This window comes from Vibrio sp. YT-19(2023), assembly GCF_033337395.1.
In genome coordinates this window covers 20,535-43,539 of the sequence record NZ_JAWOQN010000020.1, presented here as the reverse complement: position 1 = coordinate 43,539, position 23,005 = coordinate 20,535, and the positions used below count along the sequence as shown (strand labels likewise).

The following is a 23,005-nucleotide window of genomic DNA, read 5'->3' as shown; positions in this document are numbered from 1 at the left end:
AACCGCCACTTAGGTTGGTTGATAAGGTCAAATTATGAATTTTGCAGTGATAGCCTCTCTAGCCGTCTTTGTTGGAATATTGTTCTTTCTATTTAATCAACAACAAAAGAAACACACTCTTTCACGTCTCGTTTTGATCGGTCTTGTTACCGGTTCTCTTTTTGGTCTTGCTTTGCAACTCATTCACGGTGAAGGTAACAGCGCAATTGCTCAAACACTTGAATGGGTAGGCATTGTAGGCAGTGGCTACGTTGGTCTACTGAAAATGGTCATCATGCCACTGGTGTTGGTATCGATGATCTCTGCAGTTGTTAAATTGGAGAAAGGTGGATCATTAGGTAAAATTTCTGGCCTGACCATCTCTGTTCTTCTAGTAACGACTGCAATTGCTGCACTTATCGGTATCTTGGTGACAACGACATTTGGCCTTTCAGCAGAAGGTTTAACTGAAGGCGCGCGTGAAACCGCTCGTATCGCCGTTTTAGAAAGCCGTGCCGGTACAGTAAGTGACCTAACTATTCCTCAAATGCTAGTTAGCTTCATTCCAACCAACCCATTTGCTGATCTAACAGGTGCTCGCTCGACATCAATTATCGCTGTTGTGATTTTCGGCGTGTTAACTGGTATCGCCGCTCGTAAAGTGATGATGGAAAAAGCAGAGTTGGAATCACCGATTCGTACTTTCGTAGAAGCTGCTCAATCTATCGTTATGCGATTAGTGAAGATGATAATGGCCCTAACGCCATACGGCATCGCAGCACTGATGGCAAAAGTGGTAGCGACATCAAGCGCAGGCGACATCCTAAACCTACTTGGCTTTATTGTGGCGTCTTATGTTGCTATCGCACTGATGTTTGTTGTTCATGGCGTATTGGTCTCTTTTGTTGGCGTTAGCCCTGCGGAATACTTTAAGAAAATCTGGCCTGTACTGACCTTCGCGTTTACATCTCGTAGCTCAGCAGCAACAATTCCACTAAACGTAGAAGCGCAAATCACCAAGCTTAACGTACCACCAGCGATTGCAAACCTATCAGCATCGTTTGGTGCCACTATCGGCCAAAACGGCTGTGCGGGTATCTATCCTGCAATGCTGGCAGTGATGGTAGCTCCAACAATGGGCATCAACCCACTTGATCTACACTTTATCCTGTCATTGATTGCGATTATCACCATCAGCTCATTTGGTATTGCAGGTGTCGGCGGCGGTGCGACGTTTGCAGCCTTGATTGTTCTTCCTGCAATGGGCTTACCTGTGACCATCGCAGCGCTGCTTATCTCTATTGAACCATTGATTGACATGGCACGTACCGCACTAAACGTTTCAGGCTCAATGACTGCGGGTACAATTGCTAGCCGAGTGCTGAAGTCACCAGAAAGTGAAGCAACATTGGAAGAAACACGAGCATAGAACTCAAATTCCTTCCAAAGCGATAAAACGTAAAATATCAAGCCGATGGTTCGCCATCGGCTTTTTTCATTTTCAAAAAATTCAACTTGCATCTTTCGTTGCTAGTCAAGGCGTTGAATGGTCTAATACTGTCATCGGTTTTGTAAACGGTAAGCAGAATGCACCAAGATAATCAGCCCACTTTTTTCTTCTTTGATTATGAGACATGGGGAACCAACCCCGCGAAAGATCGCCCAAGCCAGTTTGCTGGTGTTCGTACAGATGAAAACTTTAATATCATCGGCGAGCCTTTAGTCATGTACTGCCAGCCACCTGCTGATTATCTTCCGTCTCCTGAAGCTGCGCTTATTACTGGTATTACTCCGAAAAAAACGGTTCAAGAAGGCCTTTCTGAGCCAGAGTTTATCGCTAAGATTCACGCTGAACTCGCGAGACCAAATACCACCAGTTTAGGCTACAACAGCATTCGCTTTGATGACGAAGTGACCCGTTATACTTGTTATCGCAACTTTATCGATCCATACGCATGGAGTTGGCAAAACGGTAACTCGCGTTGGGATTTACTCGATGTACTACGCGCGTGCCATGCCCTTCGCCCAGAAGGCGTAGAATGGCCAGAAAACGAAGATGGCTTCACTAGCTTTAAATTAGAACACTTGTCTGTGGCTAACGGCATAGAACATAGTAACGCGCACGATGCCATGGCAGATGTGATTGCGACTATCGAAATGGCAAAGAAAGTAAAAGCAGCGCAACCAAAATTGTTTGATTACTTTTTTTCTATGCGCCAAAAGCGCAAGCTCAATGATTTAGTCGACATCGTCAACATGACACCGTTGATGCACGTTTCAGGCATGTTAGGGCGCGAATGCCAGTACACTAGCTGGATTGTGCCTGTTGCTTGGCATCCAACCAATAATAATGCCGTTATCACCATCGATTTAGCGAAAGACCCTCAACCTATTCTTGAGCTATCCGCAGAAGAGCTGCACGAAAGACTCTACACTAAGCGCGAAGATCTTGGTGAATTGCTACCAGTGCCAGTTAAACTAGTTCATTTGAACAAATGCCCTATTCTCGCCCCTGCAAAAACGTTAACGGCTGAAAATGCAGAGTCTATTGGCATTGATCGCCAGCAATGTCTCGCTAATCTCGCTTTGTTGCGCCAACATCCTGAAATTAGAGAAAAGCTGATTAGCCTCTTTTCAGTCGAGCGTAAATTCGATAAAAGTGATGACGTCGATACACAGCTTTACGACGGGTTCTTTTCTCCGGCTGATCGCGCAGCTATGGATATCATTCGAGAAACCGACCCGAATAATCTTGCTGCATTAGACATTGAATTTGATGACAAGCGTATTAAACCTCTATTGTTCCGCTATCGTGCGCGTAACTTCCCAGGCACATTAGACGAGCAAGAACAAAGACGCTGGGCACTACACTGTCGAGAAGTGTTTGAAAGCCAAATTGAAGAGTACATGCTGAATTTAGAAAACTTAGTTCACGAACATGAAAGTGACGAAAAGAAGATTGCGATATTAAAATCCGTGTACTGTTATGTAGAGAGCTTAGCTTCCTAACTCCTCCTAATACAAGCGCACCTTATGGTGTGCTTGTTGTTTATATACTGTCAAAATGATTAAAGAACGATTCTTACAACTGATCCAACTGCTCATTTCAATCTTCCTCATCATGGGAGCACTTGGCATCGGAATTACCATTCAAAAGTTCACTGGCGTTTCCGTTCCAGGAAGTGTCATCGGTATGCTCGTACTGTTTTTCTCCATGACTCTTGGGCTTGTAAAAGTCGACTGGGTCAAACCGGGCGCCACGCTATTTATCCGCTATATGATCTTATTGTTCGTTCCTATTAGCGTGGGATTAATGCAACATTTCGATATGCTACTCGCTAATGCCCTCCCTATCATTGCTAGCGCAGTTGGAGGCTCACTCATTGTACTAGTCAGCCTCGCTTGGCTGCTGGACTACTTGTTAAAGGAGAAGCACTGATATGTGGTTAGTTGTTACCATTGCGGTTTTTCTTGTCGCGCGCCAAATTGCAATCAAAGTGAATAATCCTCTAGCAAATCCTTTGCTGATCAGTATTGCAGTGCTCATTCCTTTGCTTACTTACTTAAATGTACCGTTTGAAACGTATTATGCGGATAACGAAGGGATCAGTTTTTTACTTCAACCAGCCGTAGTTGCTCTGGCTTATCCACTATATGAACAACTACCACAGATTAAAGCAAACTGGCGAATCATCACTTTTGCTTGCACAGTAGGCAGTGTGATGTCGATGATGACAACCACCTTGATCGCAGTCGCTTTCAAAGCGGATATCAGTTTAATCGCAAGTCTAGTGGGTAAATCCGTCACTACGCCAATAGCAATGGAAATTTCGAGTCACCTCGGTGGTGAAGCTGCCGTTGCGGCGATCTTGGTTCTGATTGTTGGTTTATTGGGCGCGATTTTGGCATACCCAATTTACAACTTAATTGGAATTAAACACCCGATTGCACGTGGCCTAACAATGGGTACCGTGTCTCATGCCTTAGGCACCGCGACATGTGCAGAGAAACAGCCCATTGATGCCGCGTTCTCATCACTCGCATTGGTTTTATGTGGGATCATAACTTCTATTTTGGCTCCAAGTTTTTTTGCTTTGGCGGTCTGGCTATATCAATAGTTAAGCGCTCTCGGTCTGCCCTCCTTCCGGCAGGCCGTAGCCTTTCCGCTTCTTCCTTACCCTTTTCAAAACCCTATCTTATCTATCAACCTCACCCAGTAATATCGTGAAGGGACTTGATCGAGATATACATTCATAGCGTTAGCATTCTAGCTGCTACCACTCGCTCTAGATTACGTAGGTATAAAGTAGCATAGCGGTAAAAGTCGCGTTGGCAACATACTCCTGCTCCTTGGTCATATGAATATATACTGATATGGTTAATTGTGAGACGGAGATAACGCTTCACACCTGTGCAATCGAATAAATGTGTGAGCTCACTCTAATTATGTAACGGAATTATCAATTGCATTATTTATCGTGATCTAACGCACGGAACATTTCTATCTTTCACATAGAATAACTGTCCATGCAATAACAAGGATTCAACATGAAAAGTCGCATTGAACAGGCGCTAGCAGGCGCTCCAGAAGCACTTTCCAAACAACTTGCTCCTATCATCCAAGCTGATGATTTTGATGCTACGCTTTCAGTTCAACAATTTGAGCAGTTGCTTTCAGCTACCGGTCTATCAGACAAAGAGCTTCGTGTTGCGCTACTTCCTTTTGCCGCAGCGTACTCCTATGCTCCCCTTTCTGACTTTTATGTCGGCGCTATCGTTCGTGGTCTTTCAGGTCGCCTTTACTTCGGTGCCAACATGGAATTCTTTGGTGTACAGTTGGGTCAAACGGTTCACGCAGAGCAGTCTGCGATTAGCCATGCTTGGATGAAAGGAGAACGTGGTGTTAAGGATATCACTATCAACTTCAGCCCATGTGGTCACTGCCGCCAGTTCATGAATGAGTTATCTACCGCAAACGAGCTTAAAATCCAGCTCCCAGAACGTGAAGAAAAGTCACTTCATGAATACCTGCCTGAAGCCTTTGGACCAAACGATCTCGGTATCGAGTCCGGCTTAATGGCAGAAGTTAAACACCAATTCTCATGTGATGATGAAGACGCACTCATCCAAAGTGCAGTTGAAGCGATGAACATGAGCCACTCTCCATACACCAACAACTTGAGTGGTTTAGCATTAGAGATGACTAGCGGCCGTGTATTCCAAGGTGCTTATGCAGAAAATGCAGCGTTTAATCCTAGCTTGCCACCGCTACAAGTTGCGCTAATCCAAGTTTTACTTGCGGGTGAAACCTTTGACAGCATCAAAGCCGCTGCATTGGTAGAAAACTCTGAAGGTAAGATCAGTCACTTAGCCGATACGCAATCAACGTTGGAAGCGTTGAATCCAGATATTCCGCTTAGTTTTGTCAACGTATAAACGACAAATTCAACAAAAAGCTCTACAACATGTAGAGCTTTTTTATTACCTAAAAACCAAAAGCAAACGTTTGCTTTGTCATAAAACTTCAGTATGATCTCCTGCAATTTCTGTCTCATCACTCTATTTTGTAAGGGAACACTATGTTTGGCACTGCAACTAGCGCAAATGCTACCCGTGTATTACTTTTAGGCTCTGGCGAACTCGGTAAAGAAGTCGCCCTTGAATGCCAGAGACTTGGTTTAGAAGTGATTGCTTGTGATCGCTATGCCAATGCTCCAGCGATGCAAGTTGCTCACCGTAGTTATGTTATCGACATGTTAGATGGGAACGCCTTAGAAGAAGTTATTACGAAGGAACAACCTACTTACGTCGTACCAGAAATTGAAGCCATCGCAACCGGCAAACTGGTAGAGCTTGAAGAAAAAGGACTGAATGTTGTTCCAACCGCTAAGGCAACCAGGCTAACAATGAATCGTGAAGGTATCCGACGTTTGGCAGCAGAAGAACTGGAATTGACGACTTCACCTTATCGTTTTGCAGATAATTTTGAAGACTTCAAAGCCGCGGTTGAGCATGTGGGTATTCCGTGCGTGGTGAAGCCTGTGATGAGCTCTTCAGGTAAAGGGCAAAGTGTTATCAAGACCGAAGACGACGTTACAAAAGCATGGGATTACGCTCAGGAAGGCGGGCGTACGGGTGCAGGTCGCGTTATCGTGGAAGGTTTTATCGACTTCGATTACGAAATCACTTTATTGACCATCAGAGCCGTTGACGGTGTGCATTTCTGTGCTCCAATTGGTCATCGTCAGGAAGATGGCGACTACCGCGAATCATGGCAACCGCAAGCTATGTCAGAAAACGCAGTAAAAGCAGCTGAATACACGGCTGAGAAAGTGGTAAACGCGCTCGGTGGCTACGGCATCTTTGGTGTAGAGCTGTTTGTCAAAGGCGATAAAGTCATTTTCAATGAGGTCTCTCCTCGCCCTCACGATACGGGTATGGTTACAATGATTTCGCAGGAAATGTCTGAGTTTGCTCTCCACGTGCGCGCGTTTACCGGAATGCCAATTAATAATATTGTGCAATATGGCCCATCTGCGTCTGCTGTTATTCTTGGACAAGGGACTTCCACAAACATTCGCTTTGAAAACCTAAGCAAAGCTTTAGCTCAACCTCAAACACAAGTTCGTCTATTCGGTAAGCCAGAAATCGATGGTCGCCGCCGTTTAGGTGTTGTCCTTACGCGACGAAAAACCACCGAAGAAGCCGTTCAAGATGCTGTTGAAAGTGCTTCAAAAGTGAATATCATTTATTAAATACGAACCACTCATACAAAAATAGCGCAGCTCAAATTGCTGCGCTATTTCGTGTTCCAAACCGAAGAGAGCCTATTCACTCTGGATTAAGTACACTTCTTCAGAGAAGCGACTTAAGCCTTTTTTCGCAATTTTAGGATGATTCTCGTCAGCTTCATCTACGTTCAAACAAGTAACTTTGTAACCTGAAAATAACTGCTCAATTTCTTCGACCGGCACGCTAAATGGAGGCCCCACCATCTCTTCTTGAGGATAGTTGAGTGTAACAAGCAAAATACGACCGCCTGGGTTCAGCAGTTGCTTGAGACGCTCTACATACTCCTCTCGCATATCTTGCGGTAAAGCAACCAACGCGGCGCGATCATAAATGATATCGGCTTGAGATACTGGTGCAGTGAAAAAGTCCCCAGTATAAATAGAGAGCTCATCAAATTGATAAAGCTCGTGCATGCCATTAAGAGGCGTTACCGTTGGCGTGTAAAAATGTTCAGCAAAAAAGGCACGCACAGCAATATGGCTTAGCTCAACGCCTTCAACCGAATCATGCTTCATCGCTAGCCAAATCAAGTCTTCTGACTTTCCACATAAAGGAACTAACACTTTATCTTCACGCTTTGGATTAGTGTGTTTCCAATATACTGGTAATAGCGGGTTTACATCTTCCAAGTGAAATCCGATCTGATTGCTGGCCCATTTGTTATGCCAAAATTCTTGGTCTCTCATTTTACTTTCTACTTGTCGGCTGTTTTCATTTTGAGAGGTAAGACTAACGTTTTTTTTCAATTTGTCTATGCCGTTCATCTTTGGTTAATACTGCGGTGATAGGATGTAATCGGTCTCATAGGAGACGCGCCTTTATCTGATAATCAGAATAAAGAAAAGAGAAATGGTGATCTAACGCACGATTCTACTTCAAGATAAAACTGAAACCTTGGAATCTTTCGTAATGGCCCCATTTATAAGTTAGTACCTGATTTGCCGAACTTAGCGACCTTTATGTTCCCTATTTTCTAAGTACAAGCAAGTTAAGGAGAGTGAATGAGCTTATTTCTTCGTACTACAGCATTGATGCTTTTGGTACTTAGCCGTGCACCGGCATTTGCCGCACTTCCAATTACCCCTGCGCCTAATGGCGAACAAAATCGTTCAACCAGCCAAAACGAAGTTTGTTCGAAACTTTTTAAACACAGCCTTAGCGGTTTATATGGCATTCAGTCAATCGACACCACACCAACTCAGCCATATTCTGACTTCGACATTCTTTACAGCAAAGCTCACCAAGCGCAATTTGAACTTGAAACTATCTGTAAAAGTACCGCACTTCTTAATGACGCTCAGCCATACTTCGCAGGCGTGAAATCCAAACAACGAGCAGAAGAAAAGATAGCTTTAGAGTTAGATGGGAAAGTTGAACGTATTACTGACCTAGCACGTGCAACGATTGTAGCTGAAGACGTCGCGAGTTTAGTCTCCATTTATGAAACGTTAGAGCGTGAAACAACGATTGTGAAAGTAAAAAATCGATTCAAAAAACCTGGCCCTTCAGGATATAGAGACTTGAACTTGCTCGTTCGTTTACCAAAAACAAACCTAGTAGCCGAAGTTCAACTGCACTTGAAAGCAATCGCAGATGTAAAAAGCGGTCCCGAACACGACCTATACGAAAAAATCCAGAAACTAGAACGTCAAGCGATGTTGGAAAAACGTGAGCTAAGCGAAATAGAGCTTGCCTCTATTCACAACATGCGTACACAGTCTAAGAACTTGTACCAACAAGCATGGCAACCATACTTAACAACGCATCTAGAAGCGGCGTAACCGATATCATTAAGCGTCTCTCATAAACAGAAAAACCACCGCATTGCGGTGGTTTTCATTTGTATGCACACGAATTTTACGCAAAAAAAGACCACGCCTTAGCGTGATCCATTTATTCGGCTTACTGTACTTTCTTCAGGTTTTCTACACGAGCTTTTAACTTCTGACCCGGGCGAAAAGTCACTACACGTCGAGCAGTAATTGGAATATCTTCACCAGTTTTCGGGTTACGACCAGGTCGTTCATTCTTGTCACGAAGATCAAAGTTACCAAAACCTGACAGTTTTACCTGTTCGCCACTTTCCAGTGCCTTACGAATCTCTTCAAAGAACACTTCCACCGTTTCCTTGGCGTCCCGCTTACTAAATCCTAATTTATCAAACAGGTTTTCTGCCAGTTCGGCTTTTGTGAGCGCCATAAAACTTTCCTCAAAGCTATGTTAAACAATGCTACGTTAGTGTAGCGCCAGAGCAGTTTTACCCTACCAATTCAACAACATATCGGGGTTACATCAGGAAGTGTATGACAAGCTTATGATTTTCGCCAACTTTTTTCTTGGCGAACAAAAGGAATAGCACTACGTAAATTATTGTTAAACGCCAGAAATTTGATATTTTTGTTTTCGTTTCATCTTTATCAGGAAAAACATCCAGACTATAAAACTAAAATTAGTTTAAATATCAACATTAAACACTATTTAATAAAAATATCAGATATTGGTTATTTAACAGACACTTGACATAGAACTTGTCGTAAATTCAGTGATTTGTATGTAACTCGATACGTAACAATTAGATTAAAAGGTATGACCACCTGTACTTTGCAACTGTGCTTAGAAAGCTTGATTAAACCCACGCTTCTCGCTGTTTAACGATGACGCCATATACAAAGATTGATAATGTGGAAGTTCGTGTATTTCCTCATTAGCTTCTTACACTGCTTCTAGGCGACCATGATTAATCAAATCATAAATATTCTTTTCCCTGTTTTTGCTCTTGTCGGAGTTGGCTATTTGGTCGGTCGTTACATCAAGCCTGACTTTCGCCCAATAAACCGCATTAATATTGAGGTATTTACGCCAGCACTGGTATTTTCGTCACTCGTTAGCATGCCGCTCGATTCAAATCAGGGGCCGCTTCTTTTGGCGGCAATTGTCGCGGTTTTAATTCCCGCACTACTCATGCTCCCGGTATGTCGATGGACGTCACTCTCGTTTAAAACCTGGGCGCCACCACATATGTTTCGCAATAGCGGAAATCTAGCTATTCCTTTGTTTACCTATACGTTTGGAGAAATTGCGCTGTCCTCAGCAGTGCTTTTATTTGTCGTGTCAGCATGCTTGCATATCAGCTTAGGCGTAATGCTGCTTAGTCATGGCAACCCTTTTAAGCAAATAGTCAAGATGCCAATCTTTTTAGCAGCGTCTCTGGCTCTGTTTCTCAACGTGTCAAATGTGGGTGCATGGGCGCCTTTATACGAAACCACTGCTCTACTTGGGCAAGCGGCCGTACCCGTGATGCTTTTATCTCTGGGGGCACAAATGTGTCATTTACGGTTGGACGGTTTAAAGATTGGTGTGTTGTGTACCGTGCAGTCACTGGCAACTGGTGCTGTCGCTTTTGCACTTATTTATTGGTTAATTCCCCTTCCAACGATGCAATTGCAAATGATGGTGCTCTTCACAATGCTGCCACCAGCCGTCATGAATTACCTATTTGCGGAAAGACTGAATATAGAACCCATGAAGGTGGCATCAATGGTACTATTTGGCAACTTTTTCAGCATTCTTACGCTGCCTCTTCTGCTTAGCTATACCCTCTCACTCGCTGCCTAACCGCCAATAAGCTATCGTTAGCGTGTATTAGCTGAAAAACAATACGTTCCTAATCTCGGGTAAGGGCCATCCCTAGTTTGGTCTAGTATTTTAAAATAATGAGGGGTGGTGCGAGCAGTAAGGAACTTGAACAACGATAAGGTAATCCTAAAAATAAAAAACCCTGCCAAACTGGCAGGGTTTTCATTTCTTAAGAAGATACGTTACGCGAGATTAGTCACGCAGAGACGCACCAAACTTCTCAGAAACGTGAGCAACGATAGCGTCAACCGCACCAGCGATATCTGCATCTTCAAGCGTACGCTCAAGTGACTGTAGAGTCAGAGCGATTGCTAGGCTCTTCTTACCATCTTCAACGCCTTTACCTACGTAAACGTCGAACAGTTTCGCATCTTTAAGGAACTCGCCACCTTGCTCTAGACAAGCGTTAACGATGTCACCAGATGCAACAGCTTCATCCACTACTACCGCGATATCACGACGGTTTGAAGGGAATTTAGAAAGTGCTACCGCTTCTGGGATCACTTTGCTGTTGATTGCAGACCATTCGATTTCGAATACGATAGTGCGACCATTTAGACCGAACTTACGCTCAAGCTCAGGGTGAACGGTACCGATCACGCCTACTTCTTTGCCGTCTACGATGATTGCCGCAGATTGACCTGGGTGAAGAGCTGGGTTAGCTTTTTTGCTTTCAGGTGACAGTGCAGCGAAAGAGTACGCTTTTTCGTTCGCAGATAGCTCTAGAATCGCTTCTAGATCGCCCTTAAGGTCGAAGAAATCAACCGTGTTAGTTTCGATATCCCAATGTTCTTCACCGCGAGTACCAGCAATAACACCTGCAAGCATAGGCTCTTGGCGCATGCCGTTTTCTGCAGTTTCACATGGGATGAAACGTAGGCCGTATTCGAATAGACGAACGCGTGGCTGTTGACGCTTCTGGTTGTGAACAACCGTGTTCAGCAGACCTTGGATAAGACCAAGACGCATTGCTGACATGTCTGCAGAAATTGGGTTTGGAAGCACTAGAGGCTCAACACCAGGTACAACTAGCTTTTGTTGCTCAGGCTCAACGAAGCTGTATGTAATTGCTTCGTGGTAACCACGATCAACAAGAAGATCACGAACGCGTTTCAGTGGAAGATCCGCTTCAACGTGGTTGTGCATCTTAAGTGCTGCTGCTGGGTGTTGGTTAGGAATGTTGTCATAACCGTAGATACGGCCAACTTCTTCAATCAGGTCTTGCTCGATAGCGATATCGAAACGCCATGTTGGCGCTACTGCCATCCAACCTTCTTCTGAAGCTTCAACCGTCAAACCTAGACGCTCTAGGATTTCTACTACGTCGCTATCTGCAATGTGGTGACCTAGCAGGTTGTCTAGCTTAGTACGACGTAGAGCAACTTTGTTTGGCTTAGGTAAGTCTGCTTCAGACTCTACTGCAACAACAGGTGCTACTTCACCGCCACAAATTTCAACAAGAAGCTGTGTTGCACGCTCCATTGCGCTCACTTGTAGTGCGTAATCCACACCACGCTCAAAACGCATTGAAGAGTCAGTGTGCAGACCGTAGCTGCGTGCGCGACCACGGATGTGGTCAGGTGCAAAGAATGCACACTCTAGTAGAACGTCTTTAGTCTCAGTTGTTACACCAGACTCTTCACCACCAAAGATACCTGCGATTGCAAGTGCTTTGTTATGGTCAGCAACTACTAGTGTATCTGCGTTTAGTTCTGCTTCGTTGCCGTCAAGAAGCGTTAGCTTCTCACCTTGCTCAGCCATACGAACTACGATGCCACCTTCGATCTTCGCTAGATCGAATGCGTGCATTGGTTGGCCTTGCTCTAGAAGAACGTAGTTAGTGATGTCTACTACAGGGTCGATAGAGCGAATACCACAACGACGCAGTTTCTCTTGCATCCATAGTGGTGTTTCAGCTTGAACGTTTACGTTCTTAATAACACGACCTAGGTAACGAGGACACGCAGCAGGAGCTTTCACTTCGATAGACACTTTATCGTCGATTGAAGGGGCAACTGCTTCTACTGATGGCTCAGTCACGTCAGCACGGTTTAGTACGCCAACTTCACGAGCTAGACCACGAATGCTGAAACAGTCAGCGCGGTTTGCTGTTAGGTCTACGTCTACTGTTACGTCGTCTAGACCTAGGAATTCACGGAAATCAGTACCGATTACTGCGTCTTCTGCTAGTTCCATGATGCCGTCTGACTCAACGTCGATACCTAGTTCAGTGAACGAACAAAGCATGCCGTGAGATGGCTGGCCACGTAGTTTCGCTTTTTTGATTTTAAAATCACCTGGAAGAACAGCACCAACTGTTGCTACTGCTACTTTCAGACCTTGGCGACAGTTAGGTGCGCCACAAACAATGTCTAGAAGCTCTTCTTCACCCACGTCAACTTTAGTTACGCGCAGTTTGTCTGCATCTGGATGTTGACCACATTCAACAACGTGACCGACTTTAACGCCAGTAAAAGAACCAGCAACAGGAAGAACGTCGTCTACCTCTAGACCGGCCATTGTAATTTGGTGAGTTAGCTCGTCAGTAGTAACCGCAGGGTTTACCCACTCACGAAGCCATGATTCGCTGAATTTCATGTTGATGAACCCTCTGGATTACTTGAACTGTTTTAGGAAACGAAGATCGTTCTCGAAGAACGCACGTAGGTCGTTCACGCCGTAACGAAGCATTGTTAGACGCTCAACACCCATACCGAATGCGAAACCAGAGTATTTTTCAGGATCGATACCTACGCTACGTAGCACGTTCGGGTGAACCATACCGCAGCCTAGCACTTCTAACCATTTACCGTTTTTGCCTTTCACGTCTACTTCAGCTGAAGGCTCAGTGAATGGGAAGTAAGATGGACGGAAACGTACTTCTACTTCTTCTTCGAAGAAGTTACATAGGAAATCGTGCAGGATGCCTTTCAGCTGAGCAAAGTTTACGTTCTCATCAACCAGCATGCCTTCCACTTGGTGGAACATTGGCGTGTGCGTTTGGTCGTAGTCGTTACGGTATACACGGCCTGGTGCGATGAAACGGAATGGTGGTTTACCATTTTCCATCGTACGGATCTGTACGCCTGACGTATGAGTACGAAGCATCAAGTCTGGGTTGAAGAAGAAAGTATCGTGGTCAGTACGCGCTGGGTGATCAGCTGCGATGTTTAGCGCATCGAAGTTGTGGAATGCATCTTCGATCTCTGGGCCAGCCTCGGTGTTAAAACCAAGTTCGCCAAAGAACTTCTCAATACGCTCTACAGTACGAGTTACTGGGTGTAAACCACCGTTTTCAATACGACGACCTGGTAGTGTTACGTCGATTGTTTCTGCTGCTAGTTTCGCTTCAAGCTCAGCACGTTGTAGTGCATCTTTACGAGCTGCGATAGCTTGCTGAACTACGCCTTTCGCTTTGTTGATCTCTTGACCAGCTTCACGGCGTTCTTCTGGTGGTAGTTTGCCTAGGCTTTGAAGTTGAGCAGTTAGCTCACCTTTTTTACCCAGATACTGAACACGCACTTCATCAAGTGCGACTAGCGATTCGGCAGCTTCAATTGCAGTGCTCGCGCTAGCAATGATCTCTTCTAGATGTTGCATCGTTTCCTCATCTACCTGTAGGTAGTGTCCATAAGGGAGTGATTGGTTTTTTGATAGCTGTACATAGTAGCCAAACCGGGCACCAATGCCAAATTGAATTACGAAAAGAAGAGGTTATTGAATAAAAAGAGCACAAAAACGTCAAAAATGTCATCTTTAGTTAATCTGCCGTTTAGTTGTGCCCTTTTGTTTTAGAAATAGTATTGAATAGATAGCTCGATAAAATCGTCATCTCTAGCGAAGTAGAGCAAATCATTTGGTGTTTCATTTTTAAACAACCAAGCATCAATTTGCCACTTAACGTGATTCGATATTCGGCTCGACGCCTCTAACTTAGCATTGTAAACATCAGCATTATCTAAATCCTTCGTGATTCCCGTCAATACTTCCGTTCCGTCCTCATCATTGAGCGCCCAACGAATACCTGCAAACACATCATTTTGACCGATAGTTTGTGCGTTGTTTCCACGACTGTCATAGAGGTACTCACCAATAACCCCCACATCCCAAACCGTGTCAAATGCACCGACGAAGGTATACTCAAAACCCGTCACAAGACCGACATGATTATCAGCGCTATCTCGATAAACACTTTCTAGTTTCCATAACCAATCGCCAACAATTCCTTGCACATCGAGACCGACATGACTCATCAGAGCGTAGTAAGGCTTTAATTCTCCGTACTCTAAACGAAAGTAAGGATCCCGGTTTGTTCCATATAAATAGCTTAGGCCTACGTCCCAATCGCCAAGCATTTTCGAATATCGAAAAGCCACATCTACGTGCTTCTCTTCTCTGCTTGATTCATAAATAGCATCATCAGAGACAACGGGGTCGGTTCGCAAGCGACCATCTGTACCCGCAAACGTTCGCTCCCTAAAGTAAGGTAATAACATTGCGTGGACGGTGCCCCAGTCTTTGAAAGAGGTAAAATGTAACATCGGCTGACCGAGTTTATCTTCACCATCGACGGCTTCAATGGCATCTGTTTGGTTTACTACATCAACTAAATGGGCTGATTCAGTCACTCCCCAAAAGACCTTACTAATCCCAACTCGAAGCTCATAATCATCCCAATAAGTCAGATAAAGTGCCTCTCGTATGTCGCCATGACTTCGCTCATCGTCTAGACCATCCAGACGATAGAAAGGTGTGAAAGTAAAGTTTGCATCACCATTTTGCATCTCCCAGTAAAATTCTGGCTGCAAAACCAATGACGTTTGCGCTTTGCTCTGACCCTGAGAGCCCGTTTTAAAAAACTGACGATGCTCAATATTGACTTGTCCTGCGAGCTCGACGGCAGTCAGAGGCATCGAGTAAAAAAAGGCTGCTGCACTAAGCAACAACCCAACATTTAATCGCTTCATTTTTCCTCCACTACCTCACTCGCTTCAACACATTCTTATGAAAGTCATTGTCTTGTAATCCAGTGTTAAAACGCATTTCGCTAGTCGTTAGCTCAGTACTTTTTCCTGTTTGATGGTTTGTCATCGCCATAGTGTGCGCTCGCCAATATTGGTTGAGATATTGCTTGTAATCGGAAAAAGAAAGCGTTTTTAACAAAGAGCCTTTGCGGTCGTAAAACTCAACTTTAAGTGGACGATAATGCGCTTTATCTAACCACACCGTTTGCTTGGTATAACCTGAGTTCTTATCGGTCGGAATTTGCTCTACGACGAAAACATCTTGCCCGTTTATGCTGTCATCTTTTAGGTAGTTGAAACGGTATTTTTCAATCTCAAAGGAACTGAGATCCTCATACGCGAATTCACTGCCCATAAAAGGACCTGATTTGTTACGCGAGGAAATACGTTTCACACGTTTCAGTGCAGGAAGGTAAAGCCATTGGTCATCGGCACCCACCGTATGTGAATGGTTGAGAAACGCCGTGCCTTTTACATCTCTCGGTTCATCAAATATCGTGAGCCCTTTGTCACCATCGCCATCAACTTCAAGTGATTGTAAGCGCATTAAACGTGTGCTGCTTTCTCCTTGCGCGTTTCGCAGAATCATTTGCATCGTAGCAACAGAATCCCCCCACCCTTCATCACGGGCTTTGCGCTCTTGAGCAATCTCTAATCCTTTCGCTTCATCCGCTAACACCGCATGACTCATAAAAAGCGAGACAGAAAGTGCAGATACTTTTAAGGCATTTTTTAGTAAATTCATGTTCAATCCTTTGATTCGTTATGACTGAGTAACAGCCGTGGTTTGAGAGTCAGTTGATTTAAGCTTGTTTCGGCGGTCCACCTCGTCGTAGACGCCTTTGTCAAACAACATCAGTAGAGTCGGTAGAAAGATGAAATCCACAACAAGGGCAATAAAGATGACAATGGCACTCAACTGTCCCATATCGGCATTTAAACGGAAGCTCGACATCGCCAGAACAGAGAAACCAGCAACAAGCACGACCGTCGTAATCCAGAGTGCGCGCCCCACGGTACGAAAGGCGTAGCGAACCGCTTGCTCCGCACTGTGGCCATCTTTACGAGCGTGTTGATATTTAGAAAGAAAGTGAACGGCGTCATCGACAACAACACCAAGCGTTAATGTCACAACGACAGACAATCCCAAGTTAATCTCGCCAGAAACCAGCGCCCAAATACCAAAACCAATAAGCGCAGGAGCAATATTCGGGACAAGACTAATTAAGCCAAGCTTGAACGAACGCAAGGCAAAGATCAGTAATGCAGAGATTAAGACAAGAGTAATGGGCAAGGTTGACAGCATGCTGGCCATATTCGTTTCACCAATATGCGCAAACATCAATGAAGGACTAGACGCAACAACATCATATTGAGGCGCGTTTTCGTTAAACCATTGGTAAATGCGATTTTCCAAATCAACAAGCTCGACGCTGCCCAAGTTCTCCACGGTGAGAACCATCTTGATCGACGACTTATCTACATTGATTTGGTTGTTCAAATCTAAACCATACGGTAGTGACATTTCATAAAGCAGCAGATATTGAGCCGCTAATTCTCTGTCTTGAGGGAGCGAGTAATAAGCCTGATCATCTCCATGCATGTTCTTGTTTAGGCGCTTATAAACATCGCTCAAGGTCGCAACATGGTCCGTTTCTGGCTGCAACCTTAGCCAGTCAGTAAATTTACCCACGGAATTGAGAAAATTAGGATCGGCAATGCCCTACGATTCGTTAGTTTTTATCGCGATACTGATGTTCGCCATGCCACTGATTCGCTCTTCCATAAAATCAGCCGCTCGGCGAAATTCATTGCTATGGCCAAAGTACTCGACGGATTCATCATTGACTTTGTTCAGCGGAATCAAGCTCGCACTCGCGACAATAACAAGCACCGACAACGGCAATAACGCATGTCGCTTTGACACCACGAAATCTCCTAAATGATCCATAAAGTGCTTTCTTTCATCAGAAGTATCCGACTTCACCGTAACCGGAAGGATATTAAGCAAGGCGGGAAGTAACGTGATGGAAAGGAAACAAGCAACCATGACGCCAAGGGCTGATAGGTTGCCGAAATCTCTCAGGATTGGAGAATCCGACATATTCATCATTAAAAAGCCGATCGCGGTGGTAATGGAGGTAATCAAGATAGGCATGAAATTGAGCGCAATACTTCGCTCAATAGAGTGGGCTTTACTAAAGCCGTTTTGCATAGACTGACGCATTGTCGTGATGATGTGTACACAGTCTGCGACGGCAAGCGTCATCACCAAGGTAGGCACATTAACGGTCGCCGTGCTTAAGAACATACCAGCCCATCCTGACAAGCCCATTGTAACCATAACCGAGCCGATAATAACGATGAGCGTCGCGATGACGCTAAGCAATGAGCGCAACATGATGGTCAGAAACACCAATATCACTAGTAACATAGTTGGCACTAATGTTGCGCTATCATCTTGGGCTGCGGTCATAAACGCGTAGTTCATTGCAATAATACCAGCCTTGTGGAATTCCGTGTCTGGGTACACTTGCTGATAACGCTCAATCATTCCGTTTATGTAAGCAACCACCTCTTGTACTTCAGCAGTTTTATCTATTTCAGGGAGTTGGACCGTAATGTTTACGACCGTGACATCTCCTTTTTCAGAAATCAGTGAACTTTTCAAAACCGGCTCACTCAACGCAATACTTTTGACTTTGTCTATTCGTTGAGGTGTCAATTCATATTCGCTATACAGTAAATCTTCGACAAGAAGATCATCTTCAAACGCTTCGGTATGCTGGTAGTTAGCGAGGGAATCAACGCGGGTGGAGTATGGAACTTGCCACGCCTCGTCAGTGATCTGCTGAATAAGAGATAATGTGCTAGGAGTAAAAACAGTGCCGCTCTTTGGCGCTATAACCAAAGCAAGACTGTCAGATTTTGCAAAGGTGGTTTGAATTTCATCAAACGCAAGTAACTGCTCATTTGTTCCATCAAAGAAGATGTCGTAATCTCCTCTAAAGTAAAGATTTTTTCCTCCAATAGTTGCTATGACAATCAATAAAACGGTAGCAAGCATCACCAATACACTGTAATTCGTTGGTAGCTTACCCCACCCTGAACGGGCGTATTGTTGAACGTTGTGATGTGGCATCACACTCTCCTTTTGTGACGTTTCGTCAAATTTAAAAACTAAAAAAACAGCAAATGCTGTAAATAACCAGACAAACTCGACATGCAAACTTTAGATCGAATGAATTTGGCTACATAAGTTAGTTTTTAGTAACTTCCTATGCTTCTCGTGATCATTGGCTGAACGCCAACCTTCGAGATTTAATGACGATTCGTCACAATAGTGCGATAAAAAAGCCAACCATAACGTCAGATTGGCCTTTCCAGTTTATTAGCGATTCACTGACTCTAAATAAGCAAGCTCTTCACTAAATAACTCCTGCTCCACCCGACGCCAGGTTTTACGGTAGTCCCATTCTGTAGATAAAGGCGACCAACCTAAACCATCAAGTAACATATTCGCGTTGTGCAGTACTGAGAATGGGTCTTGAATTCGCTGAATACATCGACTGTTCGATGCATTTTGCGCCAAAGCGTTTGAACCGAAGGCAATAGACCAGTTGGCGAATACAATAGCATCTGAACCAATTGCGGGAGAAAACTTAAGATCACCACATTCTACCGCATTGTTCACTAGCGCATCAGCACCATCTATTACTTGTTCTTCCAAGTTATTCAGTTCATTCACACGTTTAGGCGAAGCCTTCTCTAGAACCCAAGGCGTCTTTGCAACAATCGCACAGGTTGATAGTACTGGCTCCATACGAGCGTAAATACGATAACCTACATGCATCGCAATGATTTTTTCTCTGGTATTACCATTAAATTTGGCGGTACGTTCGAAAAATATTGCTTCGCTTTTCAGCGAATGAATACAAAGCGCAAGAATCACATCTTCTTTGCTGCAAAAATGATTGTAGATCGTCCCTTTAGAATAAGGGCTTGACGCTGTAAGCTTGTCCATCGTTAAGTTGGCAAAGCCTTGCTCTTGAACTAAAGACTTAGCCAATTGAATAAGCTCTATCTCACGATCAGCAATCGCCTGTTGCTTTTTTGTTAGCCCTGAAGACACACGACATCCGTCTTGCTTGCTATATTTTTTACAGCGAAAGTTAAACATAATCCTTTGATCCGTATACCAACACACTCCCAATAATTGTAACACGATTCTTTAATACAGGAACGCAACCAAAGTTGACGAACCGTCATAAATGACACTTCGTCATAATAGATCAAAAAACAAACATTTCAAGTATGAATTTATAATTAGAAGATAAATAGCTACCAATTATGCATACCCAAGTAGCTACTGGATGCTTGGTTCAACGAGAATGGTTTCTTTGTAGAGGAAGCGAGAGAGGCTTTGGGAGGAACAACGAAGGAAATCAGCATGTTAAAAATAACGAAAGTAGATGCTGAACAGGTATTATTCGAAATAAGCCCAAAACACTTTAAGTCTGAATTAAGAGCAAACACCGCTGAATGCCCTACTTACAAAGTATTTGCTGTCTTAGGCTTTTTCTTTTGCAACGCCCTTTCAGAAACTCTCTTCAAAAAAGGCTCAAAATCTATATCGATAGGCTTGGCTTATCACCTGCAGCTGCGATGGCATAACGAATATCATCAATAAATCGCCCCTCTGTCTCAATAATGCCGTCAGAGAATGTGACTGGCTGATGTGGCCCAGCAAGTAGAACAATATTAGTAAAATCAGAGACATTAAAGTTCTCTGCTACAACATTTTTGGAATGAAAATCGATGACGGTCTTTGCGACTTGATCTTCCAGTAACAAAAGCTGTTCTTCGGTAATTTTCATACGCGCCAAAGCAACGCGAACACTCTTATCGTGGGTAGTCGTCTGCTCTTTTATGATTTCTGTATATTTGTCGTTGAGCTTGGAGTTCTCTGCATAGCTATAATATAAAGGCCCGTGCAGCGTTATATTTTTATCTTCATCAACGTAAACGAGATCCAACAACTCTAATGCTTTTAAGTAATCGGACATGCTCTGCTCAGACAAGTCATACTTTTTCTTTAAAATAGAATAGCCGTCTTTACCTCGTAACATTCTCAATTCACGATAAAAGTCGTAAAGGTGAGGGAATTGAAAGAATACTTCATCCTGTGTGCGACTAAAGTAATCCTCGTCTTCACCTTGCAATTGATTTGCGAGCTTTTGTAGTTCATCTAACGTGCAATCAACCGCTCTACAATATTCCAGCAACTTATCTAAAGCGAGATTCGTGCTTGTAAGATGTCTCTTAAAGGTAGATAGTGGCATACCCATTTTCTCAGATAGCTCTCGATATGTTAGCCCTTTTGTTTTAATCGCTTGGCGTAATGCGGCTAGCAAGTATTCGGGAGTCAGATCTCTCATCTACAATTCCTTTTGGCAATGTTACAGCTGTATAGTATTTGTAACAATTTAGAACCGCTTGGCAAGGTATAAGTTCATATTTTTATAAGAAAAACATGAATTAATATACCGAAAAGAGAATTCACACAACAAATGAAAAATTCAATATGAATTCAATTTCATTATAGATATAAAATAATATGCAAAATAAAAGTGAAGCAATTACTCTAAATCATCGTGATTAATTTTAATAGTAACGTAAAGTTGAGAATATAAACCTATTCTCTCTACAAAAATCTAGAATAATTAACCTAAAAGGAACAGAACGGTAAATGCATAATAATTCACCGCTCTCTATTAGCATTTTTGCAATGCTATTCAAGTAGACTAGTCCGCTAGTTTCACTGCAGTACCAAATGCCAAAATTTCCGAAGAACCATCTACGATTGAGCTTGTGGTAAATCGAATCCCTACTATTGCATCGGCACCTTTAGATTCAGCGTCCGCCACCATGCGCTGTATAGCAATATCACGCGCGTCGGTCATCATTTCCGTGTAACCACGAATTTCGCCGCCAACAATGCTCTTGATACCCGCCATGAGGTCACGGCCAATATGCTTTGATTGAACAACATTACCAGTTACAACCCCTCTGATTTCAGAGATCTGCTTGCCAGGAATGCTTTCGGTCGTTGTGTAGATCATTTTTAATCCCTTATAAACGTAAAAATTTATACCCAAGCTACCTTATAACTAACATAAGATGCTAACCAATAAATTGAGAAGACTGATAAACAATACTCTAAATAGCCAAGCTAAAAGTCATTTGGGTATAAATTTTAGCAATAAAAAAGGAGAGCTAATGCTCTCCTTCTCTTAATCCTAAACTGCTAATTAAAGAGCAGCTTTCGCTTTTTCAACTAGAACTGCAAATGCAGCTTTGTCGAATACTGCGATGTCCGCAAGGATCTTACGGTCGATCTCGATAGATGCTTTCTTCAGACCGTTGATGAAACGGCTGTAAGATAGACCATTTTGACGAGATGCCGCATTGATACGTGCAATCCATAGTTGACGGAATTGACGTTTCTTAGCGCGACGGTCACGGTAAGCGTATTGACCAGCTTTAGTAACTGCTTGGAAAGCTACGCGGTAAACACGTGAACGCGCACCGTAGTAACCTTTAGCTTGTTTTAGAACTTTCTTATGACGTGCACGAGCTTGTACACCACGTTTTACGCGAGGCATTATGCTTCTCCTAAACTAAACGATTGATAACTAAAAAGAATTAAGCGTATGGCAACATACGGATTACTGCAGCCACTTCACATTTTGGAAGGATTGCATTCGGACGTAGTTGACGCTTGTTCTTAGTAGTACGCTTAGTCAGGATGTGACGTTTTGTAGCGTGCTTGTACTTAATACCACCAGCAGTTTTCTTAAAACGCTTAGCAGCACCTTTGTTGGTTTTCATCTTAGGCATGATGAATAACTCCGCATTGAGTAGGTTTAATAAACAACGTAATTAGGGCGAACAAAACCCAGCCATATGCCTTTATATAAAGGAAAGCGGCTAGGTTTTAATTACTTGATGAGCCGTTAATTACTTCTTTTTAGGGGCTAGCACCATGATCATCTGGCGACCTTCAATCTTCTTAGGGAAAGATTCAACTACAGCAATTTCTGCAGTATCTTCCTTAAGACGATTTAGAACGTCAACACCGATGTCTTGGTGTGCCATCTCTCGGCCACGGAAGCGAATTGTTACTTTCACTTTGTTGCCTTCTTCAAGGAAACGCGTCAGGTTGCGTAGTTTTACCTGATAGTCTCCAATATCAGTTCCAGGACGGAATTTTACTTCCTTGATCTGGACCTGCTTTTGCTTCTTCTTCTGCTCTTTAGCAGTTTTGCTCTTCTCGAAGAGGAACTTACCATAGTCCATCACACGACAAACAGGTGGCTCGGCGTTAGGACTGATCTCAACGAGATCCATACCAGCTTCTTCAGCAGCTGCAATGGCTTCTTGAATCGATACAACACCAACTGATTCACCGTCAGCGCCTGTTAGTCGAACTTCACGAATACCACGAATTTCACCGTTGATACGGTGCGGGTTTTGTTTTACCGGCTGTTGGCCACGTCTTCCGCCTTTAATAG

20 protein-coding genes and 1 pseudogene are annotated in these 23,005 nt (G+C 43.6%); 8 read left to right on the top strand and 13 right to left on the bottom strand.

Annotation, left to right across the window (positions count from 1 at the left end; all coding sequences use genetic code 11):
* Nucleotides 1–34: 34 nt before the first annotated feature.
* From R7E78_RS15605 to purT, 6 genes are all read left to right on the top strand, one after another.
* Nucleotides 35–1,408: an L-cystine transporter gene (locus R7E78_RS15605; protein ID WP_005377885.1), complete on the top strand. Its 1,374-nt coding sequence runs from the start codon at nt 35–37 to the stop codon at nt 1,406–1,408.
* 158 nt (nt 1,409–1,566) lie between these two features.
* The gene (sbcB, locus tag R7E78_RS15600) at nt 1,567–2,988 is read left to right on the top strand and encodes an exodeoxyribonuclease I (RefSeq protein ID WP_318058036.1); all 1,422 of its coding nucleotides are present in this window, start codon (nt 1,567–1,569) and stop codon (nt 2,986–2,988) included.
* Between the two features lie 55 nt (nt 2,989–3,043).
* Nucleotides 3,044–3,418, top strand: a complete 375-nt coding sequence (locus R7E78_RS15595) for a CidA/LrgA family protein (protein WP_005397786.1) — start codon at nt 3,044–3,046, stop codon at nt 3,416–3,418.
* 1 nt (nt 3,419) lies between these two features.
* Nucleotides 3,420–4,097 (top strand): LrgB family protein, encoded by a 678-nt coding sequence (locus tag R7E78_RS15590; protein ID WP_005377888.1) that lies wholly within the window; start codon nt 3,420–3,422, stop codon nt 4,095–4,097.
* Nucleotides 4,098–4,527: 430 nt separating this feature from the next.
* The gene (cdd, locus tag R7E78_RS15585) at nt 4,528–5,415 is read left to right on the top strand and encodes a cytidine deaminase (protein WP_005377892.1); all 888 of its coding nucleotides are present in this window, start codon (nt 4,528–4,530) and stop codon (nt 5,413–5,415) included.
* A 143-nt stretch (nt 5,416–5,558) separates the two neighbouring features.
* Entirely contained in the window at nt 5,559–6,734 is a 1,176-nt protein-coding gene (gene purT, locus R7E78_RS15580; protein ID WP_064368105.1) for a formate-dependent phosphoribosylglycinamide formyltransferase, read from the top strand.
* A gap of 72 nt (nt 6,735–6,806) precedes the next feature.
* On the opposite strand, the gene R7E78_RS15575 is transcribed toward purT, so the two are convergent.
* On the bottom strand, nt 6,807–7,457 hold the full coding sequence (locus R7E78_RS15575) for a thiopurine S-methyltransferase (RefSeq protein ID WP_149191885.1): 651 nt from the start codon (nt 7,455–7,457) through the stop codon (nt 6,807–6,809).
* Between the two features lie 315 nt (nt 7,458–7,772).
* Between R7E78_RS15575 and R7E78_RS15570 the strand changes: the two genes are divergently transcribed.
* The gene (locus tag R7E78_RS15570; RefSeq protein WP_149191886.1) at nt 7,773–8,552 is read left to right on the top strand and encodes a phosphoribosylglycinamide formyltransferase; all 780 of its coding nucleotides are present in this window, start codon (nt 7,773–7,775) and stop codon (nt 8,550–8,552) included.
* Nucleotides 8,553–8,673: 121 nt separating this feature from the next.
* Here the strand turns inward: R7E78_RS15570 and ihfA are convergent, their stop codons facing one another.
* Nucleotides 8,674–8,970 (bottom strand): integration host factor subunit alpha, encoded by a 297-nt coding sequence (ihfA, locus tag R7E78_RS15565; protein ID WP_005377899.1) that lies wholly within the window; start codon nt 8,968–8,970, stop codon nt 8,674–8,676.
* A gap of 534 nt (nt 8,971–9,504) precedes the next feature.
* Between ihfA and R7E78_RS15560 the strand changes: the two genes are divergently transcribed.
* Nucleotides 9,505–10,386, top strand: a complete 882-nt coding sequence (locus R7E78_RS15560) for an AEC family transporter (protein WP_149191887.1) — start codon at nt 9,505–9,507, stop codon at nt 10,384–10,386.
* Between the two features lie 213 nt (nt 10,387–10,599).
* Here the strand turns inward: R7E78_RS15560 and pheT are convergent, their stop codons facing one another.
* The 11 genes and pseudogenes from pheT to infC form a co-directional block, all read right to left on the bottom strand.
* Complete coding sequence (gene pheT / locus R7E78_RS15555) at nt 10,600–13,005, bottom strand: phenylalanine--tRNA ligase subunit beta (RefSeq protein WP_149191888.1); 2,406 nt, start codon at nt 13,003–13,005, stop codon at nt 10,600–10,602.
* Between the two features lie 18 nt (nt 13,006–13,023).
* Entirely contained in the window at nt 13,024–14,007 is a 984-nt protein-coding gene (gene pheS, locus R7E78_RS15550; RefSeq protein ID WP_005385470.1) for a phenylalanine--tRNA ligase subunit alpha, read from the bottom strand.
* 191 nt (nt 14,008–14,198) lie between these two features.
* Nucleotides 14,199–15,374, bottom strand: a complete 1,176-nt coding sequence (locus R7E78_RS15545; protein WP_064368098.1) for a hypothetical protein — start codon at nt 15,372–15,374, stop codon at nt 14,199–14,201.
* Between the two features lie 10 nt (nt 15,375–15,384).
* On the bottom strand, nt 15,385–16,176 hold the full coding sequence (locus R7E78_RS15540) for an outer membrane lipoprotein-sorting protein (protein WP_005385474.1): 792 nt from the start codon (nt 16,174–16,176) through the stop codon (nt 15,385–15,387).
* Between the two features lie 18 nt (nt 16,177–16,194).
* Nucleotides 16,195–18,573 (bottom strand): annotated as a pseudogene (locus R7E78_RS15535) (efflux RND transporter permease subunit).
* Nucleotides 18,574–18,822: 249 nt separating this feature from the next.
* On the bottom strand, nt 18,823–19,611 hold the full coding sequence (locus tag R7E78_RS15530) for a TetR/AcrR family transcriptional regulator (RefSeq protein WP_005377913.1): 789 nt from the start codon (nt 19,609–19,611) through the stop codon (nt 18,823–18,825).
* 448 nt (nt 19,612–20,059) lie between these two features.
* Nucleotides 20,060–20,869 (bottom strand): helix-turn-helix domain-containing protein, encoded by an 810-nt coding sequence (locus R7E78_RS15525; RefSeq protein ID WP_318058035.1) that lies wholly within the window; start codon nt 20,867–20,869, stop codon nt 20,060–20,062.
* A 366-nt stretch (nt 20,870–21,235) separates the two neighbouring features.
* Nucleotides 21,236–21,553, bottom strand: coding sequence for a heavy metal-binding domain-containing protein (locus R7E78_RS15520; RefSeq protein WP_005377919.1), 318 nt, complete (start codon nt 21,551–21,553; stop codon nt 21,236–21,238).
* 189 nt (nt 21,554–21,742) lie between these two features.
* On the bottom strand, nt 21,743–22,096 hold the full coding sequence (rplT, locus tag R7E78_RS15515; protein ID WP_004727974.1) for a 50S ribosomal protein L20: 354 nt from the start codon (nt 22,094–22,096) through the stop codon (nt 21,743–21,745).
* A 40-nt stretch (nt 22,097–22,136) separates the two neighbouring features.
* On the bottom strand, nt 22,137–22,331 hold the full coding sequence (gene rpmI / locus R7E78_RS15510; protein ID WP_005377932.1) for a 50S ribosomal protein L35: 195 nt from the start codon (nt 22,329–22,331) through the stop codon (nt 22,137–22,139).
* A 120-nt stretch (nt 22,332–22,451) separates the two neighbouring features.
* A complete protein-coding gene (infC, locus tag R7E78_RS15505; RefSeq protein ID WP_080276913.1) occupies nt 22,452–23,003 on the bottom strand; it encodes a translation initiation factor IF-3 in 552 nt (183 codons plus the stop codon).
* Nucleotides 23,004–23,005 lie beyond the last annotated feature (2 nt).

Bases quoted from the DNA above. Each gene is read 5' to 3' on its own strand.
- sbcB (WP_318058036.1), top strand. From the start codon at position 1,567: ATGCACCAAGATAATCAGCCCACTTTTTTCTTCTTTGATTATGAGACA.
- ihfA (WP_005377899.1), bottom strand. From the start codon at position 8,970: ATGGCGCTCACAAAAGCCGAACTGGCAGAAAACCTGTTTGATAAATTA.
- pheT (WP_149191888.1), bottom strand. From the start codon at position 13,005: ATGAAATTCAGCGAATCATGGCTTCGTGAGTGGGTAAACCCTGCGGTT.
- R7E78_RS15560 (WP_149191887.1), top strand. From the start codon at position 9,505: ATGATTAATCAAATCATAAATATTCTTTTCCCTGTTTTTGCTCTTGTC.
- R7E78_RS15590 (WP_005377888.1), top strand. From the start codon at position 3,420: ATGTGGTTAGTTGTTACCATTGCGGTTTTTCTTGTCGCGCGCCAAATT.
- rplT (WP_004727974.1), bottom strand. From the start codon at position 22,096: ATGCCTCGCGTAAAACGTGGTGTACAAGCTCGTGCACGTCATAAGAAA.
- R7E78_RS15570 (WP_149191886.1), top strand. From the start codon at position 7,773: ATGAGCTTATTTCTTCGTACTACAGCATTGATGCTTTTGGTACTTAGC.
- R7E78_RS15595 (WP_005397786.1), top strand. From the start codon at position 3,044: ATGATTAAAGAACGATTCTTACAACTGATCCAACTGCTCATTTCAATC.
- R7E78_RS15545 (WP_064368098.1), bottom strand. From the start codon at position 15,374: ATGAAGCGATTAAATGTTGGGTTGTTGCTTAGTGCAGCAGCCTTTTTT.
- R7E78_RS15520 (WP_005377919.1), bottom strand. From the start codon at position 21,553: ATGATCTACACAACGACCGAAAGCATTCCTGGCAAGCAGATCTCTGAA.
- R7E78_RS15605 (WP_005377885.1), top strand. From the start codon at position 35: ATGAATTTTGCAGTGATAGCCTCTCTAGCCGTCTTTGTTGGAATATTG.
- pheS (WP_005385470.1), bottom strand. From the start codon at position 14,007: ATGCAACATCTAGAAGAGATCATTGCTAGCGCGAGCACTGCAATTGAA.
- R7E78_RS15525 (WP_318058035.1), bottom strand. From the start codon at position 20,869: ATGAGAGATCTGACTCCCGAATACTTGCTAGCCGCATTACGCCAAGCG.
- R7E78_RS15540 (WP_005385474.1), bottom strand. From the start codon at position 16,176: ATGAATTTACTAAAAAATGCCTTAAAAGTATCTGCACTTTCTGTCTCG.
- cdd (WP_005377892.1), top strand. From the start codon at position 4,528: ATGAAAAGTCGCATTGAACAGGCGCTAGCAGGCGCTCCAGAAGCACTT.
- R7E78_RS15575 (WP_149191885.1), bottom strand. From the start codon at position 7,457: ATGAGAGACCAAGAATTTTGGCATAACAAATGGGCCAGCAATCAGATC.
- R7E78_RS15530 (WP_005377913.1), bottom strand. From the start codon at position 19,611: ATGTTTAACTTTCGCTGTAAAAAATATAGCAAGCAAGACGGATGTCGT.
- purT (WP_064368105.1), top strand. From the start codon at position 5,559: ATGTTTGGCACTGCAACTAGCGCAAATGCTACCCGTGTATTACTTTTA.
- rpmI (WP_005377932.1), bottom strand. From the start codon at position 22,331: ATGCCTAAGATGAAAACCAACAAAGGTGCTGCTAAGCGTTTTAAGAAA.